This is a genomic window from Ruegeria sp. CDSC052 (assembly GCF_059610685.1).
Map to the genome: position 1 here is coordinate 61,240 of NZ_JBXWOB010000016.1, position 15,409 is coordinate 76,648.

General features: G+C 53.5%; 15 protein-coding genes. 14 read left to right on the plus strand and 1 reads right to left on the minus strand.

Translation table 11 applies throughout. The features are described 5' to 3' along the window. Positions 1-9: 9 nt before the first annotated feature. The 5 genes from AC2FIM_RS18605 to AC2FIM_RS18625 all read left to right on the plus strand — a co-directional run bounded on the left by AC2FIM_RS18605 (position 10) and on the right by AC2FIM_RS18625 (position 5,809). Entirely contained in the window at positions 10-288 is a 279-nt protein-coding gene (locus AC2FIM_RS18605; protein ID WP_142639695.1) for a hypothetical protein, read from the plus strand. A 1-nt stretch (position 289) separates the two neighbouring features. Next, positions 290-1,927: a sulfatase-like hydrolase/transferase gene (locus AC2FIM_RS18610; RefSeq protein ID WP_142639693.1), complete on the plus strand. Its 1,638-nt coding sequence runs from the start codon at positions 290-292 to the stop codon at positions 1,925-1,927. 102 nt (positions 1,928-2,029) lie between these two features. Further along, entirely contained in the window at positions 2,030-3,697 is a 1,668-nt protein-coding gene (locus tag AC2FIM_RS18615) for a sulfatase-like hydrolase/transferase (protein WP_496679031.1), read from the plus strand. A 44-nt stretch (positions 3,698-3,741) separates the two neighbouring features. Then, positions 3,742-4,986, plus strand: coding sequence for a DUF3179 domain-containing (seleno)protein (locus AC2FIM_RS18620; RefSeq protein ID WP_271952040.1), 1,245 nt, complete (start codon positions 3,742-3,744; stop codon positions 4,984-4,986). A 136-nt stretch (positions 4,987-5,122) separates the two neighbouring features. Further along, positions 5,123-5,809 (plus strand): outer membrane protein, encoded by a 687-nt coding sequence (locus tag AC2FIM_RS18625; protein ID WP_496679036.1) that lies wholly within the window; start codon positions 5,123-5,125, stop codon positions 5,807-5,809. Positions 5,810-6,407: 598 nt separating this feature from the next. Here AC2FIM_RS18625 and AC2FIM_RS18630 read toward each other — a convergent pair. After that, on the minus strand, positions 6,408-7,328 hold the full coding sequence (locus AC2FIM_RS18630; RefSeq protein ID WP_496679038.1) for a LysR family transcriptional regulator: 921 nt from the start codon (positions 7,326-7,328) through the stop codon (positions 6,408-6,410). A 100-nt stretch (positions 7,329-7,428) separates the two neighbouring features. Here AC2FIM_RS18630 and AC2FIM_RS18635 point away from each other — a divergent pair, with 100 nt between their 5' ends. The 9 genes from AC2FIM_RS18635 to AC2FIM_RS18675 all read left to right on the plus strand — a co-directional run bounded on the left by AC2FIM_RS18635 (position 7,429) and on the right by AC2FIM_RS18675 (position 15,321). Further along, a complete protein-coding gene (locus AC2FIM_RS18635) occupies positions 7,429-8,388 on the plus strand; it encodes a tripartite tricarboxylate transporter substrate binding protein (protein WP_496708314.1) in 960 nt (319 codons plus the stop codon). A 70-nt stretch (positions 8,389-8,458) separates the two neighbouring features. Continuing rightward, entirely contained in the window at positions 8,459-8,926 is a 468-nt protein-coding gene (locus AC2FIM_RS18640) for a tripartite tricarboxylate transporter TctB family protein (RefSeq protein ID WP_282022308.1), read from the plus strand. Between the two features lie 6 nt (positions 8,927-8,932). Further along, entirely contained in the window at positions 8,933-10,447 is a 1,515-nt protein-coding gene (locus AC2FIM_RS18645; RefSeq protein WP_496679044.1) for a tripartite tricarboxylate transporter permease, read from the plus strand. Further along, positions 10,440-11,546 carry a lyase family protein gene (locus AC2FIM_RS18650; protein ID WP_496679046.1) on the plus strand — a complete coding sequence of 369 codons (1,107 nt, stop codon included), beginning with the start codon at positions 10,440-10,442 and terminating at the stop codon, positions 11,544-11,546. Before AC2FIM_RS18645 ends, AC2FIM_RS18650 begins: the two co-directional genes overlap by 8 nt. A 193-nt stretch (positions 11,547-11,739) precedes the next feature. Continuing rightward, complete coding sequence (locus AC2FIM_RS18655) at positions 11,740-12,252, plus strand: TetR/AcrR family transcriptional regulator (protein WP_496679048.1); 513 nt, start codon at positions 11,740-11,742, stop codon at positions 12,250-12,252. Further along, the gene (locus AC2FIM_RS18660) at positions 12,249-12,512 is read left to right on the plus strand and encodes a hypothetical protein (protein WP_142639675.1); all 264 of its coding nucleotides are present in this window, start codon (positions 12,249-12,251) and stop codon (positions 12,510-12,512) included. Before AC2FIM_RS18655 ends, AC2FIM_RS18660 begins: the two co-directional genes overlap by 4 nt. 9 nt (positions 12,513-12,521) lie before the next feature. Further along, positions 12,522-13,685 carry an aromatic ring-hydroxylating oxygenase subunit alpha gene (locus tag AC2FIM_RS18665; protein WP_271952833.1) on the plus strand — a complete coding sequence of 388 codons (1,164 nt, stop codon included), beginning with the start codon at positions 12,522-12,524 and terminating at the stop codon, positions 13,683-13,685. An 84-nt stretch (positions 13,686-13,769) separates the two neighbouring features. After that, on the plus strand, positions 13,770-14,255 hold the full coding sequence (locus AC2FIM_RS18670; RefSeq protein ID WP_271952831.1) for a hypothetical protein: 486 nt from the start codon (positions 13,770-13,772) through the stop codon (positions 14,253-14,255). A 7-nt stretch (positions 14,256-14,262) separates the two neighbouring features. Then, entirely contained in the window at positions 14,263-15,321 is a 1,059-nt protein-coding gene (locus AC2FIM_RS18675; protein ID WP_271952829.1) for a ferredoxin--NADP reductase, read from the plus strand. Positions 15,322-15,409: the final 88 nt, after the last annotated feature.

Here is a 15,409-nt window from a genome sequence, read left to right on the forward strand (position 1 = left end):
GCGCTGCCAATGACGGATGATGAGTTCTTTGAATCCCAATTTCCCGAAGCGGGTCGCCTGCTGCAGGACCTGCGGGCAAAAGACCAAGAGTTTGATCGAATTTGCCGCGACTACAAAGAGGTCTTCGCCGAACTGGCGGTGCCGCCAAGGTCGCAGTCTGTTCTTCAGATGCGCTATCTCGCCGATCTGGCAGAAAGCCTTTCGGACCTGCGCAGCAGTATTGACGGACGGTTGCAGGCGCATGGCCTTGATTCGGAATCGGTACGGAACAAAGATTTGGAGGTTTGACATGAGACTTAGATACATTTTGCCTGCGTTGTTGATTGGTGCCGGCTCCGCGCTTGCTCAGGAAACTCCGATTGTTCATGACGGCGAGTTCGAATTCCTTCGCGCGCAGTTTGGTGAGGCATGGGATGCGCAAGACGTTGAAGTCGACGCCAAGCTGACCGAAATTCGTGCGGCCAACGGCGGCAAGCCTCCTAATTTCCTCTACATCTTGATCGATGATGTAAGCTTTGGTCAGATGGGTGACCGCAAGATGAATTACGTCATGGGGATCGAGACACCCAGCATCAATCAGTTGGCTACCGAAGGCATGTCGCTAATGCGCATGTATACCGAACCCTCTTGTACTCCCACACGTACCGCAATGCTGACAGGGCGCCACCCAATACGCGCCGGTGTCGAAGAGGTCAAAGTGGCTTTGGTTGGAGAAGGTCTTCCGACCAGCGAAGTGACACTGCCGGAGATACTGAAACAAGTCGGCTACAATACGGCGCATATCGGCAAATGGCACCAAGGTGACATTGAGCAATCGTACCCACACAATCAGGGATTCGACTGGGCCGCATTTCCACTACACCAGCAAGTGCAGCTGAGCCTCATGATCCCCGAGGCAATGAGGTCCAACGCCATGCTCGGCTACGTGCCCGAGGGGCAGAACAATCAGTTCCTGCTGGATGAGCGCTTCAAGCCATATGGTCTTGTCACCGGTGTCGAGGCCGAAGCCGGTGGGCCCGCCCTGGAAGTAGACATGTCAGCCGGTGAGGTTTGGACGCAGGCCAAATATGAAGAGATGAACGAACGATATCAACGGCAGGCGCTGGAGCAACTCGAACGTGTAGCCTCCGAGGATGCGCCATTCTTCTTGCAATACTGGCCGCTGTACCCGTTGAACTTCGTCTACCCGGATCAGGCAATTTCACGAAATGGCGGGTTTCATGCCGACAAGCTGCAACTGCTTGATGGATGGATTGGAGATCTCTTGGCCAAGCTTGAAGAAACCGGCACGGCAGACAACACAATTGTTGTTCTGATGGCAGATAATGGTCTGATGTATCACTATGAAGGCTCATCCGGCCTGAACCAACTAATCTATCGCGGAGGCAAAACTCAGCATCTTGAAGGCGGAGTAAGAACCGATGCGTTCATTCGCTGGCCCGGTGTGATCGAACCCAACACTGCAGCTGGCGACATCGTTCATGTTTCAGATATCTTCACCACAATGGCGCGAATTGCCGGAGCCACCGCCTTTATCCCAAGGGACCGTGTGATAGACGGCATTGACCAGACGGCGTTACTGTTGAACGGCGAGGGGAACGGTCGGCGCGACTATGTCTATGTCTACGAAGGCCCTGTCTTGCGCTCGGTCGTTAAACAAGAATTCAAGATGCACCTTCCTGCCCCTGGTCAACCCGGCGCGGCTGCTCCAACCTATAACATCTATCGGGACCCTCGTGAGGAACACCCGTTGGTTGGCTACTCGCTTTGGGCCGGTGCATCTTTTCAGGATATGATAAAGCGCCACCAGAAGATGATCGCCAAATATCCACATTCAGAGATCGGCAAAGGTACCCCCTATGAGGGCATCGAAAACCTGCGTCCGGAAACTGAACTGACCCGTGATGTATTCATGAGCTGGCAGTGACGTCGCAAATTTAAGTAAATATCTGAATATAACGATGTTACAATTGGTTAACGCATCAAAGATCAAACACCGAAGCTCGGCTTCAAACCTGGGGGAGACGGAATGAAACTACAATGGCTTCTGGTTTTTTGTGCAGGCGTTACGGCACCACCTTTGCAAGCGCAGGAAGACCCAATTCAACACGATGCTGAGTTTTATGTTTTGCAGGCACAACACGCGGATAAATGGGTGCAAGATGACATCGCTGTTGATGAGGCTCTGGCGGCTTTTCGAGATAGGAACAAGGGGCAACCCCCAAACATAGTCAGTGTCTTGATCGATGATCTTGGCTTCGGAGATATGGGAATACCCGAGTTGAATGCCGTCCGGGGCTATGAGACGCCCAACATCAATGATTTCTCTGATGAAGCGATGCGTATGGTTCGGATGTATACCGAACCGTCCTGCACCCCGACCCGCGTTGCCCAAATGACCGGGCGGCTACCCGTCCGTATGGGAATGGGCAACACGCAGGTTGATATCGCCGGGGAAGGCCTTCCAGGGGAAGAGGTTACGCTGGCGGAAGTACTAAAACAGGCTGGATACTCTACCAGCCACGTTGGCAAATGGCACATGGGGGATATTTCAGAAAGCTGGGCGATGAATCAGGGGTTCGATTATGCCCAGCATGCAATCCACCAACAGGGGCAACTAACGATCTTCCATGACGACGCGATCAAGGAACAGGTTTCGGTGGCTATTCGGGACTACGATGATAAGTACACCATCGACCAGTGGTTCCGTCCTGATGCCTCGGCCATGATGACCGTTATTGAAGGCGAAGCTGGCGGCCCGATCCGCGAAATCCGAATGGAACCTGGCGAGCGCTGGAACGCCGCAAAGTATGACGAGATGAACCAAGCCTTCCAGGACAAGACCATGGACGAATTGGAGCGTTTGGCTGGCGATGAAGAACCATTCTTCCTGCAATACTGGCCCATGATCCCGCTGGACAACACACGAACCGGCAGAACGGGTCCTAAAAGCGCTAACGGCGGACTTTATGTCGACAAGATGCAGTTGCTGGATCAATGGCTTGGTGATCTGTTCACCAGAATTGACGAGCTCGGCTTAGCTGAGAATACAATCGTTATAGTAATGGGCGACAACGGTCATTTCACCAAGTACTCACCGCAATCAGGGTTCACTCCGATGATCTTTCGTGGCGGTAAAGCCGATACCACCGAGGGCGGTGTACGGGTTGATGCATTTATCCGGTGGCCCGGCATGATCACAGCAGATGGCCTTCTCAACAGCATCATCCACATCTCCGATCTCTATACAACGATGGCTCGCTTCGCCGGTGCCGATCAGTTTGTCCCACGCGATCGCTTGATTGACGGCGTGGATCAATCTGCTGCATTGCTTTTCGACGACGAAGCAAAATCGCGCCGCGACCACGTGATCATCTATTCAGACAAAAAACCCGAAGCCGTCGTCAAAGATCAACTCAAACTCATCTTGCCGCCACCTGGCAAAAACCCCATCGCCGCCGAATTCTTTGACTTATATCGCGACACTCGCGAAGAATTTTCAGTCTCAACCGAGGTTGGCGCCTGGGGTGGACAGGAGTTTGTGCGAATTCTGGGCCGACACATGGCCCGTAAAGAGAAATATCCAGATAGTCCGCCGGCCTATGGCGTGCCCTATGAAGGGATTGAAAACACGCGCCCAGAATCGCGACAAGCGGTTGAGGCGTTCCTGATCAAACGCCAAGCCCCGCAGCAATAACACCGATAACGGCAGCGACGCACCAAAGCCTTTAGGATCATCACATGATTGGACTACTTTTCTTTGCACTGGGTTTGATCACATCCCTTGGGATCGGCTTTGTCTATTTCAGAGACCTTGGCGACGTCTCTCAAATGCTGCTGAAGGTAAAGCGCGAGAATATGGTGCGCTTTATCCGCAATGAATATCGCCTGATCGGTATCGGACTTGGCGGATTTGCAGCGGCAACACTTGCGCATTTCCTTTTGGGCGCCGGCCCTTTCTGGCTTTGGCTCATAGCGGCTGTGCTTACTCTTCTTCTTTATGGGTTTCCCTACGTTTGGGTGCATTTGGGTCTAAGGAACCAGCTCAATGACGCCCAGTACTTTCCAATTGAAGAAGCCCGCAAATATGTCGGACCAACTGCGCCCGTCGTAGTCATCGAAAACAACGGCCAAGCCCGCGCGCACCCGGATGCGCAGATTATGCGCCCTCATCTGGCCGGGAATGTAGATGGCTTGGGTGGCGAAGACGTGGTCATGACCTATTGCGCTATGGCCAATCTGGGTCAGGGTTACATTCCGCGAATAGAAGGACGACGGTTGAATCTCGAGGTTTTGGCCCAGCATGGCAATAACCTAATCCTGCGCGATAACGACATGGGCGAGCCGATCCAGCACATCTATGGTTTCCGCGAGGCGGACCGCGACCCTAACTCCGACGGTCCTGCCTGCCCCCTTCGACCCGAAGCGCGAATGGAGCCCTGGCCAACCTTTCGAATGACTTTCCGCGGGTTTCAGAAGGCCTATCCTGACGGTGAGGTATTTCTGAACAAGCCATCCCCGAACCCATTTTTGCGCCTGCTGGATATGATGACCGAGATCACGTTTGGCTGGGGCATCGGACGCCAGCATCAGGAAGACGCGCCCGTGATGGACAACATGGATCGTTCGGACGATCGGTTACCAAATAAAACCTACGTTTGGGGAATTACGATCGGTAAGGATGCGGTTTGCTGGACTGATGATTTCATCGTCGAGAACGAGTGGATCGTGAATTCCAATGTCGGCGGACGAGATGTCGTGGTCAGCTTGGATCCAAAGTATGAAAGCCTAGGCGTTTGGTACAACGACTTTGGTCAACCTGTGAGCCATTGCGATTTTTGGGGCCATTCAGATCAGGGTCAGCTAAAACGTGTCGAAACCCTGCGCGCAGGCGCATTCTGGCATGTCTGGTCCGAGTTCTTCCCGAACACTGATATTAATCGTGTCGGCAGCGGTTCCATGGCAACCGAAGGAGCTGTAGAATGAGGCCCATGGCTAAACAACCACAAACCAAAGACCATTTATTCAAACTTGATTGTTTGACGGGAGGGACAGAATGACTTCGTCAATTTGGGTGAAAAGCTGCGCTTGCGGAGTAGCTTTTTTTGCATCTGTGGCCACAGTGGCTTCGGCTCAACAATCCGATTGGTCATATGAGGCCACAATCTACCTGTTCATGCCGGAAACAGAGACTACATTGGACACACCTTTGGGCACTCTGGACGGTACGCTCAGCTTTTCGGATGCGTTGGAAAACCTCGATTTTGCCTTTATGAGTGCGTTCTCGGCCACCAACGGACGTTGGCTGATACTTGCAGATTACAACTACACAGACTTATCTTTCAGTAACAGCGCTCCTGGACCTGTCGGCTCGGGTCTGGAGACATCATTTACCACACAATACCTAAGTGGCTATGTTGGCTACAGAGTGTATGAAGCGCCAACTATCACCGTTGACGTCGCCGGGGGTTTCCGGTGGTTCAGCACTGAAACGGAATTTACCCTTCTACCCGGCGCGGCACCGGGGCGCACAACAACGGCAGATGATAGCTGGATCGACCCTGTCATCGGCGCCAGAGCACGGGTACAGTTCTCGGATAAGTGGTCGGGCTCCGGTTTTGTCGACTACGGAGGCTTCCGCAGCGACAGTGAAACCTGGCAGATTCTGCTGACGGCAGATTACGCAATCAACGACAGGTGGCTGATCCGCGGTGGCTATCGCTATATCTCATTCGATCATGAAATCAACGGCAACGATTTTACATTTGATCAGTCGGGGCCTGTGCTAGGCGCGACTTATCGGTTCTAAAATTCTTTGTTGGCGAACCCGAGACAAGGTTGTGATGTTACGAACGTCGTTTGATTGGCGCGATTCAATTGTAAAAAGGTTTAGAGAATCAAATTCGCATGTGCCCTCAGATTTGTTTTCGTGCCTGGCCCCAGATCTTGACCCCCGGCATCGATAGCTGGCTGGAGTTTGTTGTAGCCATAGAAATCTAGCAATGAATGAGACAAGTCTGAGGTAGCGATTCCACTGTCGACCGCGGAGTGAGAATTCACCTAGACTAACTTTCGCAATCGCAGCGAATGTCTGAAATGCGGGCTGCTAACGCAGTATTTCAAAGGGCTGATGGATGTCGGCTATGGGCCGTTCAAATTGATGGCGAGTGGTTCTTGAACCGAAATGCTGCACTGCACCCAAGGTCTTGAAAGAGCCCACACCTACCAATGCTGCGCGCGCCACAAATTGGGGGATAAGTTCACTAAGCTCCCATTGTCAATCAAACGAACAAACCTTGGTCGCTCTTCTCGACACAGCGATGTGGATCATTTCTGCAACTGCGTCAGCGTAGAGCCTGACGCATTCAATGGCGATTGAACCCCGAGCATCTGATCATCGAATGGTCCTAATCCATGGCCACTTCCAACGTTGGGCTTTGACCCGCCAGTTCCCGAACCAAGTCGCGCAAAACTGTTTCAAAGCGGCAAAGAGCTTCAGTTCTGTCCTGCGAGACGGGGTACAACAGCCCGAATGTCATCCATTTTTCGGGAACAACCGGCACCAGAATCAAGTTTTCGAGACCAATCTGAGCTGAGACCAATTCATCTGCGATAGTTATACCTGCCCCTTCTGCAACAAGTGAACACGCCAGTTGGGAAGACGCAACTTCGCAAGACTGGCCAGGAGAAACGCCAGCAGAATGAAAGATGTCATCCAGTTGATCTCGCAGTAGCAACCCCTGCATCAAACGGATGATAGGTTCATTCACAAGCTCAGTCGCTGAGAGTTCCTGTCGTTTGGCAAGTTTGTGATCTGCAGGCAGGATCGCCTGTGCCCGAACTCTCAATAACGGTTGTGTGCGAATTCCCGGATGTTCAACGGGCAATGCTCCAATACCGATGTCGTATTCGCGCCCTGCTAACCACTTTCCGGCTTCGCGCCGTGCTCGGACATCCAGGCTGATGTTGATGTCAGGGTGTTCTTTGAAAAACCTTGCCACTGCGCGGGCCGATAGGGTTTGCGCAATTCGGGGCATAGTGACAATGCGCAGTGATTCCGTTCGCCCAGCACGAATTTCCGCCGCGATCCTGGGCACTTCATCCAGATTTTCCAGAATTCGACCTGCCTCGCGGTAGAATGCGAACCCTTCTGGAGTAGGTGTAAGGTTGCGGCCGCTTCGATCAAATAATGTAAGCCTTAGTTCTGCTTCCAATCCCGATATCAATCGGCTGACAGCGGGTTGGCTCAGGTGCAATATTTCCGAGGCGGCAATCAGAGAGCCTTCGGACAACGTGATACTGAATGCGCGCAAAGCTTTGATGTTCATTCACCCAGTCTTTCGTTTTTTGCAAGAGTAGATGTTATCTTTGCATTTTTATCAACACCCAAACTTAGATAGTTTAGGGTCGAGCTTATGGGAGGACCCGATGAAACGCAGAACACTACTTAACGCGGCCATTGCCGCCGTTGCCGTAGCGACAACAGCCACAGCCAGCTTTGCTGCCGACTGGCCCAAGCGCCCCATCAACCTCATCGTGCCGTACAAGGCCGGTGGTGGTACAGATGCTTATGCACGTGCCATCTCGGCGGCAGCCGAGGGCATATTGGAGGTACCAGTTGTAGTCGTGAACAAGCCCGGTTCGGGCGGTCTGAACGGCGCCAACTCGGTCGTCGGTGCGCGTCCGGATGGATACACGATGATGATGACGTCGGGTGGGTCGTTCCTTTTGTCGACCATGGCGCGGGACACCGACATTGACGCATTGGAAAGTTTCAATTTTGTCGCTCAGGTCGGTCAGTTGCAGACATCGCTGATGGTGCCAAAGGACAGCCCATTCCAAAGCGTGCAAGACGTGATCGACGCGGCAAAGGCTGATCCAGGATCGCTTCGTTGGGCGCATTCGGGACGCGGCGGGTTTCACCATGTTGGCGGCCTGGGCTTTCTGGCCAACAACGGCATTGAGGCACAGGATGTACCATTCAAAGGTGGTGGTCCGACCCGTGCAGCACTAATTGGCGAACAAGCTGATTTCGGTTTCCTTGGCGTGCAGCAATTGGCCGGTTTTGAGGATCAGCTGCGCGCGCTGGCGGTCAACAGTCAGGACCGCGACGGGATTATGTCGGATGTGCCATCATTTGGTGAACTAGGGATACCCTTCGCTGCCGTATCGTCCCCGGTGATTGTATTCGCACCAAAAGACACGCCGCCCGAGGTGGTTGCGGCCATGGAAGACGCACTGGAACAGATCGCAGCGAAACCTGAGTTTGCCGAACTTCTGGCCTCACGCGGAACCGGCCCGGTCTATCAAAACGGCGCAGATGCCAAGGCAACACTTTCGGCGATGAAAGAAGACGCCGCGCCTTTGGTGGATAGCCTGACGAACTGAGACTGACAGGATCAGGTGGCGATATCGCCAGCCGATCTCTCTCAACGACCAATGTGTGACGGAGGGAATTATGCGTGCTTATGCCGAAGGGCTTGTTCTGGCAGCCATTTCATGTGTTGCCATCTGGAGTGCCTGGCAAGTGCCAGCGGCCTCGCCCGGTGATACATGGGCTGGCATTGTGCCTTTTGCTGCAGCTGTTGCGCTGCTTGCTCTGTCCGGATTCCTGATCATCGGGGCCACACGTCAGAACGCAGGTGAAGCACAAGGCGAACCCGACAATGGGGCCACGCTTGAGATCATCGGCCTTTTCATCATTGCGCTGATCTATCAGCAATCTTTCCGATGGTTCGGATACCTTGTTCCGACTGCGATTGTTGCTCCGCTGGTTCTCTACATTTTTGACGTCCGTAGTCGGACCGGATTGGCGCTATCAGTCATTCTGTGCCCGCTGGTCTTTCACATCATTTTCTTTGTGCTGCTCGGCGTATTCCCACCCTATGGCGAGGTCTTTGATCTGCTGAACTGGATTCAGGGGTAACAAAATATGGAAATCTTTCCCGCTCTTCTTTCGGTGATTACAGATCCGATGCTGCTTTTCGCCATCGTATTGGCGGCGTTTGTTGGCATGATCGTGGGTGCGACCCCCGGACTGACCGCATCAGCCGCCATCGCAATGCTGTTGCCGATCACTTTCTATATGTCGCCCCTTTTCGCCTTGGCGTTTCTTTACGTGATTGGCAAATCCGGACGCTATGGTGGATCAATCGCGGCCATTCTGTTCAATACGCCGGGCACAGCTGCCAGTGCTGCCACCCAGATCGACGGCTATCCGCTGGCGCGCGCGGGAAAGGCAGGAAAGGCGATGAAGGTCGCCACCATCTCTTCAGTCATTGGCGATCTGATGGGGGATATCATGTTGGTCATCGGTGTAGGGTTCATCGCGTCCATCGCATTGAAACTGGGACCGCCGGAAACCTTTGCAATCTATTTTGCCGCTTTTGTTGTGATTGGATCGGTAATCGGCAAATCCGTAGTCAAAGGACTGGCGTCGGCCCTGATGGGAATTCTGGTCGCCATGGTTGGGCTTGATCCGATTTCGAGCGAGGAACGCTACACCTTTGGCTCCTTCGACTTGTCCAATGGCATTGGACTGGTTCCCCTGATGATCGGTGTCTTTGTTCTAGGCGAAGTATTTGCCCAATTGGAAGAACGTCGGAAAACCCATGGTGAGACTAAAGAGAACGACAGCACGCAAGACGGCAATGATCTGACCTGGGAGGAATACAAACCCTGCCTGCCGCACGCCTTGCGTGGTGGCTTTATCGGGGCAGGTATCGGCGTCCTGCCGGGGCTGGGCTCAGCGATTGCCGCTTTCATATCCTACGGTGAAGGGAAGCGCCGGGCGAAGAACCCCGAGCAATGGGGCAAGGGCGCATTGGAAGGTGTCGCAGCACCCGAAGCAGCAAACAATGCGGTTTCCGGCCCATCTATGGCTCCCCTGTTGACGTTGGGCATTCCGGGATCGACCATTGGCGCCATCCTTCTGGGTGTCTTCCTGATCCATGGCATTCAGGTTGGACCAACACTTTTCCTGACTGACAAGGAATTGGTCTATAAACTGTTCGCTTGCGGAATGCTGGGTATCATTGCGTATGGCGTGATCGGTTATTTTGGAGCCACGCAAGTGGCGCGCTTGATCCTGAAAATTCCGACTAATGTCCTCTATCCGATGATCTTCATGACCGCCTTTGTCGCCGCCTATTCTGCACGTGGGTCAATGTTCGATGTGACAGTGATGACCGTGGCAGGGTTTGTAGGTTGGCTGATGCGAAAGCACGACTTTAATATCGCCGCATTAGTCATCTCATTTGTGTTGGCAAAGGGCGCCGAAGAGACCTTTCGCCAATCGCTGCTGATGTCGGATGGGGGCGCTCTGATTTTTGTCGAACGCCCAATTGCGCTGGCTTTCATAATCATCGGTGCTGGCGCGATAGCGTTCCGTGTCCGGGGTGTCCTAAGAGACCGAAAGCTTGCGGCGGGAGGGCTGGGTGATGCTTGAGTTCGATCTTTATCGCGACTGTATCTCGACCCGCGACATGCGCGTCATTTGGTCAGAACACAGCACGATCTCAGCCTGGTTGAAGGTTGAGCAAACTCTGGCTCGATGTCAGGCCGAGGCAGGGCTTATTCCCAGCGATGCAGCCCGTGCGATTGAGGCTTTGTCGCCGCAGATGCTCGACAAGGACCAAATGCAGGCGGACATGTTGATTGTGGGTCGACCTATTGTTGGGCTTATTCAACAGATGCGTAAAGCGCTTGGCGATCATGCGAATTACTTTCACTTCCGTGCAACGACGCAAGACATCATGGACACGGCTCTTGCAATGCAAATGAAGATCGGACTCGCAGAGGTCGGTCTGGACTTGCAGCGGCTCCTTACATTGCTGGATCAGCAGATCGTTCATCATGGGGGCACGATGATGATGGGGCGCACCAACGGCCAGCACGCCGTTCCGATGTGCTTCGCCACCAAACTGCAGGTCTGGAAATCTGAGCTGGTGCGTCGACAGAACGCAATCGATGACGCTGCGTTGCGAGGGGTGAATGTTCAAATCGGAGGACCAGTAGGGGATCTGAGAGCCTATGACAATGATGATGGGTCACAGATCAAACGTGCTGTTGCACATGCGTTGGGACTGGGCGTCATCGACCCGCACTGGCAAAATGCGAGGGATGGAATAGCGGACATCGTGACAGCGCTTGGTGCACTGTGTGCAACCATTTGCAAAATCTCACATAACGTGAATTTGTTGTCCTCAACCGACATTGCCGAAATCGCGGAAACTCATGAAACAGGTCGGGGTGCCTCATCTGCAATGGCGCATAAGCAGAACCAACGGGCGTCAGAATTTGGCGAGGCTGTCGGAAGACTGGGACGTCAACGCGCCGAGCAGATTGGCGAATTGACTTTGCACCAGCATGAGCGTTCCGGCGGTGTGTGGATTGGTGAGTGGATTGTGGTGCCAGAGGTTTTTCTTTTGACATCCGGGGCCGTCCATTGGGCCGAAAAACTATTTGGCAAACTTGAAGTCGACACCGATTCAATGCGGCGAAAGCTACCGGAAGCGACAACAAACACTGAAACCTTAGTGCATTGAAGTAACCTCTCGGGGTTGTGGGCGCACCGGCTCTTGCAGAGATTTATTAATTGTCATTATTGACAATATACTTTGAATAGTTATTTGTCAGATGTGACAATAAACGAGAGAAGCGATGCCCCGTCCCAGTCTTAAAGACCAGCGATCAGAACAGATTCTTGATGCATATCTCACCTGTGTGTCCCGTTTCGGATTGGAGGGAGCTACCCAAGAGCGCGTCGCGACTGAGGCAGGTGTCAAACGACCCATCCTGCGTCATTATTTGGGCAACAAGGACGAGATGACCGGGGCCCTTATAAGCCATGTCGTAGACAGGTTTGCGCAGGCGACAACCGCCCTTCGGGACGCGTTGGAACCGACGGGCACAACAGCTGATCTGATCGATCTGCTGTTTGATAAATCTGTCCCTAATGATCCGCGCGTAATGCTGGCCTACCAGTCGCTTGTCACATCCGTCGCCAATCATCCGTCAATGCGACAACCCCTTGTCGACAGCTTGGAGCAGTTCTTTGAGGTGATTGAAGTCGTGTTGAAACGCGCCTTTCCGAACGCCCCTCCTGCCCAGATCCGTGCCGTTTCGCAGGGGATTTCCGCAACATATGTGAACCTGGATTCGCTGACCCCGCTAAATCCGCCCGAGGTCTGGCGCGAAGAGCTGAAACAGGCTGCAACGATCCTTGCCGCCAGTTTGGAGCCGAACGTATGAGCACCCGACGCCTTGTCAATCATATGGCATTACCAGTTCTTTTGGTTGCGGCTGTGCTGGGGCTCTACTGGGTTTGGGGCCTGCTGTTTCTGTGGTGGTTGGTGCCATCGATTATGACGGGTCAGACCGCACTTGTCTTTGATATCTCGCGCGAACACGATCCGATCCTTTTCTGGGCAGTTGCGATCCTTTGGGCTGTGTTCGGCCTGATGATGATCGCGGCCAGCCTATTTCCGACCTACGCCATCTGGCTTGTTTAAGAGGTTGCCATGACCCAAATGTACCACCGCCTTCCCGTTGACGCCTATACGTCGCAAGACTGGTTTGATCGCGAACAGCGGCTGATTTTCTCACGCACTTGGCGCTATGCAGGTTTGGCTGAGGATGTGCCAGAGCCCGGTCATTTTGTGTCGGTACAGGCGGGGCTGAATAACATCTTTATCGTGATGGGGCGTGATCACCGTCTGCGGGCGTTTCACAACATCTGCCGTCACCGTGGCACCCAGTTGATCCGGGCCGTCGGGAAAACGCAAAAGGCGCTGACGTGCCCCTACCATGACTGGACCTATGATCTCGAGGGCAACCTGATTTCTGTTCCGGATGAGGCAAAGGAATATCCCAATGGTGTCGACAAATCCTGCCTCAGCCTCAAACCCGCCAGTGTGGATATCTGGCGCGGCATGCTGTTTGTTCATCCCGATCCAAATCCACCAAGCCTTGCTGAGTGGTTCGGCGCTGTTGATCCGCTGTTGGGTCCACACAAACCGGAAGACCTGGTGGAATATCCCGATGCGCGGCAAAGCTATGAAATCAAGGCCAACTGGAAGATCGTGGTTGAAAACTATATCGACGTCTATCACCTGAGCCATCTTCATTCGAATACGCTGCACATGTATGATCATGCGCGGGCGGAATACGGCTGGAAAGGTCCGCACTATCACTTCTGGGAACCGCCAGCGCCTGATTATGCCAAGGATTTGGAGAAAAACCTGCCTACACCACGGGCAATACCAGAACCCCATATTGGGGCCTGGGTGCCAATGCTATTTCCCGGTATCGGGCTTGGCGCGGGCGAGGATAGCTGGAACATTTTCATTATCACGCCCTTGGGTCCTGATCTGACGCGCGTGGAAAACCGCACCAAACTGGCGAATGCCTCAGGGTGGGAATTTCAGAAACAGGAATGGAGCAGTTGGAGTTTCTGGAAGGATTTCGGCGGCCCAAAATATCCTGACAGCGACGCAATCGGCGAAGATGATCCTATGGCGTCAGGTGATTTCACAGCCGAAGATATTTACGCCTGTGAGCAACAGCAAAAGTCTTTGACCAGCCCGTTTTTTGAAGTCGGTCCTGCCGCCAACGGAGAAAGCCCGGTTGTCAGACACCAACAAGCAATCCTGGACTTCCTTGCGACACAAGAAGCCGAAACTTAGCCAGATGCCTTGGGTCAATATCGGATCACTCCTTCAATTGCCCGGTCGTACACTTCCATCCACTCCGCCAAATTTGGAAAGTAAATGAAACGCATTATTGCAACCTTGATCGGTACGATCCTGGCAACCGGACTGGTCTTGGCCAACCCGTCAGACGAACCCAAGGACCTGGCGGCGCGCTATCTCAATGCAACAGATGAGGCAGCGATCGCCGCAACGTGGAAAGACTGGCACCCGAAGGCAGTACATACTGTCACAATCAAATTCGGGCTTGGACAGCCAGATGAGACGTTTTCCTATCCGGTGGCCGATTGGGAAACACTTCCTGATTGGCATCAGGATACCACATTGGCCGACGCGATGCAGGGATACAGGGAAACAAGGCGCGGTGCGCCCACGTTTTCCTCGGAATCCACCGAGGGCGGCACGCGTGTCATCGCCAAGACCAGTATTGATTACATCTGGGACGACACAACTGGAACGATGAACCAGACGGATAGGTTTTTCATCGTCTCCCAAGCTGGTCGGCTGGCAATCCGAGCTCTCGACACCACGTTTGATTATCGTTGAGGAAACCATGAACCCAGATTTCTTTTCCCTGAAAATTTCTGAAATCCGGCCTGAGATCAACGGCAAAGCCACAAGCGTGACCTTTGATCTACCGACCAGTCTGGCAGAAACCTTTTGCTGGCAAGCCGGTCAGCATGTCACTCTTCGATTCCACCTCAACGAGAAAGAGCAACGCCGCAGCTACACCATTTCCAACCCGCCGGGTGCCCTTTTGCGCATCACGGTAAAACGGGTGGCCGGTGGGCTGGTGTCCAATCATATCAGAGACCATCTAAAGCCCGGCGATACGGTCGATGTCATGCCGCCATTCGGTCAATTTTCCCTGACGCCGGACCCGTTGAAGCGCCGCACCCACTATTTCTTTGGCGCAGGCAGTGGCATCACGCCGCTTTTTGCAATGATCAACTCTGTCCTCGAAAAAGAACCTCATTCAGTGGCTCATCTGATTTATGGCAACGCCGATGGCGAAAGCATCATCTTTGGCGAAGAATTAGACATATTGAAAACTGATCATGTCGTCCGGTTCACATTGCGCCATGTCCTGTCTGCACCCTCGCTGTGGAGTTGGTCCAGCTCGTGGCGAAAAGGTCGCGTGGATGCAGATGCCATAAAAGCCGCCGTGAAGGAAACCCCACCTGTGGCGCAAGATGTCCACTACTGGATTTGCGGACCCGGAGCTATGAATGCGGACGTGAGCAACGCGCTGATGGCACTGGACGTACCTGCGAGCCGAATTCATATGGAAAGCTTCGGCGGGGCTACAGTCACAGCCTCCAGTGTGACGGGTATCGCCGCCAATGCACAAGTTGAACTGGGCGGGGCGACACACGAGGTTCCTGTTGCCGTAGATCAAACGCTACTGAATGCAATATTGTCGGCGGGCTTAACACCACCTTTCAGTTGCCAGTCCGGAGTATGCGGCGCCTGCAAAGCGCGTCTAACAAAAGGTCAGGTCCATATGCATGCTCGAATGGCCCTTGAAGACAGCGATGTCACCCGAGGAGATATATTAACCTGCCAGAGTATCGCTACCTCAGATAAACTGAGCATTAGCTTCGACAATTAGAGGCGCGGTTCTAGGGTCAGGACTCATAGCCAATAGATGACGAGAGCTGCGATGGCGATTGCTGAGAGGAAGACCTTCGGGCACCTGT

What these genes read in the sequence shown, in the direction of transcription:
- AC2FIM_RS18630 (WP_496679038.1), bottom strand. Translation starts at nt 7,328, where the DNA reads ATGAACATCAAAGCTTTGCGCGCATTCAGTATCACGTTGTCCGAAGGC.
- AC2FIM_RS18640 (WP_282022308.1), top strand. Translation starts at nt 8,459, where the DNA reads ATGCGTGCTTATGCCGAAGGGCTTGTTCTGGCAGCCATTTCATGTGTT.
- AC2FIM_RS18665 (WP_271952833.1), top strand. Translation starts at nt 12,522, where the DNA reads ATGACCCAAATGTACCACCGCCTTCCCGTTGACGCCTATACGTCGCAA.
- AC2FIM_RS18660 (WP_142639675.1), top strand. Translation starts at nt 12,249, where the DNA reads ATGAGCACCCGACGCCTTGTCAATCATATGGCATTACCAGTTCTTTTG.
- AC2FIM_RS18650 (WP_496679046.1), top strand. Translation starts at nt 10,440, where the DNA reads ATGCTTGAGTTCGATCTTTATCGCGACTGTATCTCGACCCGCGACATG.
- AC2FIM_RS18615 (WP_496679031.1), top strand. Translation starts at nt 2,030, where the DNA reads ATGAAACTACAATGGCTTCTGGTTTTTTGTGCAGGCGTTACGGCACCA.
- AC2FIM_RS18605 (WP_142639695.1), top strand. Translation starts at nt 10, where the DNA reads ATGACGGATGATGAGTTCTTTGAATCCCAATTTCCCGAAGCGGGTCGC.
- AC2FIM_RS18620 (WP_271952040.1), top strand. Translation starts at nt 3,742, where the DNA reads ATGATTGGACTACTTTTCTTTGCACTGGGTTTGATCACATCCCTTGGG.
- AC2FIM_RS18670 (WP_271952831.1), top strand. Translation starts at nt 13,770, where the DNA reads ATGAAACGCATTATTGCAACCTTGATCGGTACGATCCTGGCAACCGGA.
- AC2FIM_RS18610 (WP_142639693.1), top strand. Translation starts at nt 290, where the DNA reads ATGAGACTTAGATACATTTTGCCTGCGTTGTTGATTGGTGCCGGCTCC.
- AC2FIM_RS18635 (WP_496708314.1), top strand. Translation starts at nt 7,429, where the DNA reads ATGAAACGCAGAACACTACTTAACGCGGCCATTGCCGCCGTTGCCGTA.
- AC2FIM_RS18675 (WP_271952829.1), top strand. Translation starts at nt 14,263, where the DNA reads ATGAACCCAGATTTCTTTTCCCTGAAAATTTCTGAAATCCGGCCTGAG.
- AC2FIM_RS18645 (WP_496679044.1), top strand. Translation starts at nt 8,933, where the DNA reads ATGGAAATCTTTCCCGCTCTTCTTTCGGTGATTACAGATCCGATGCTG.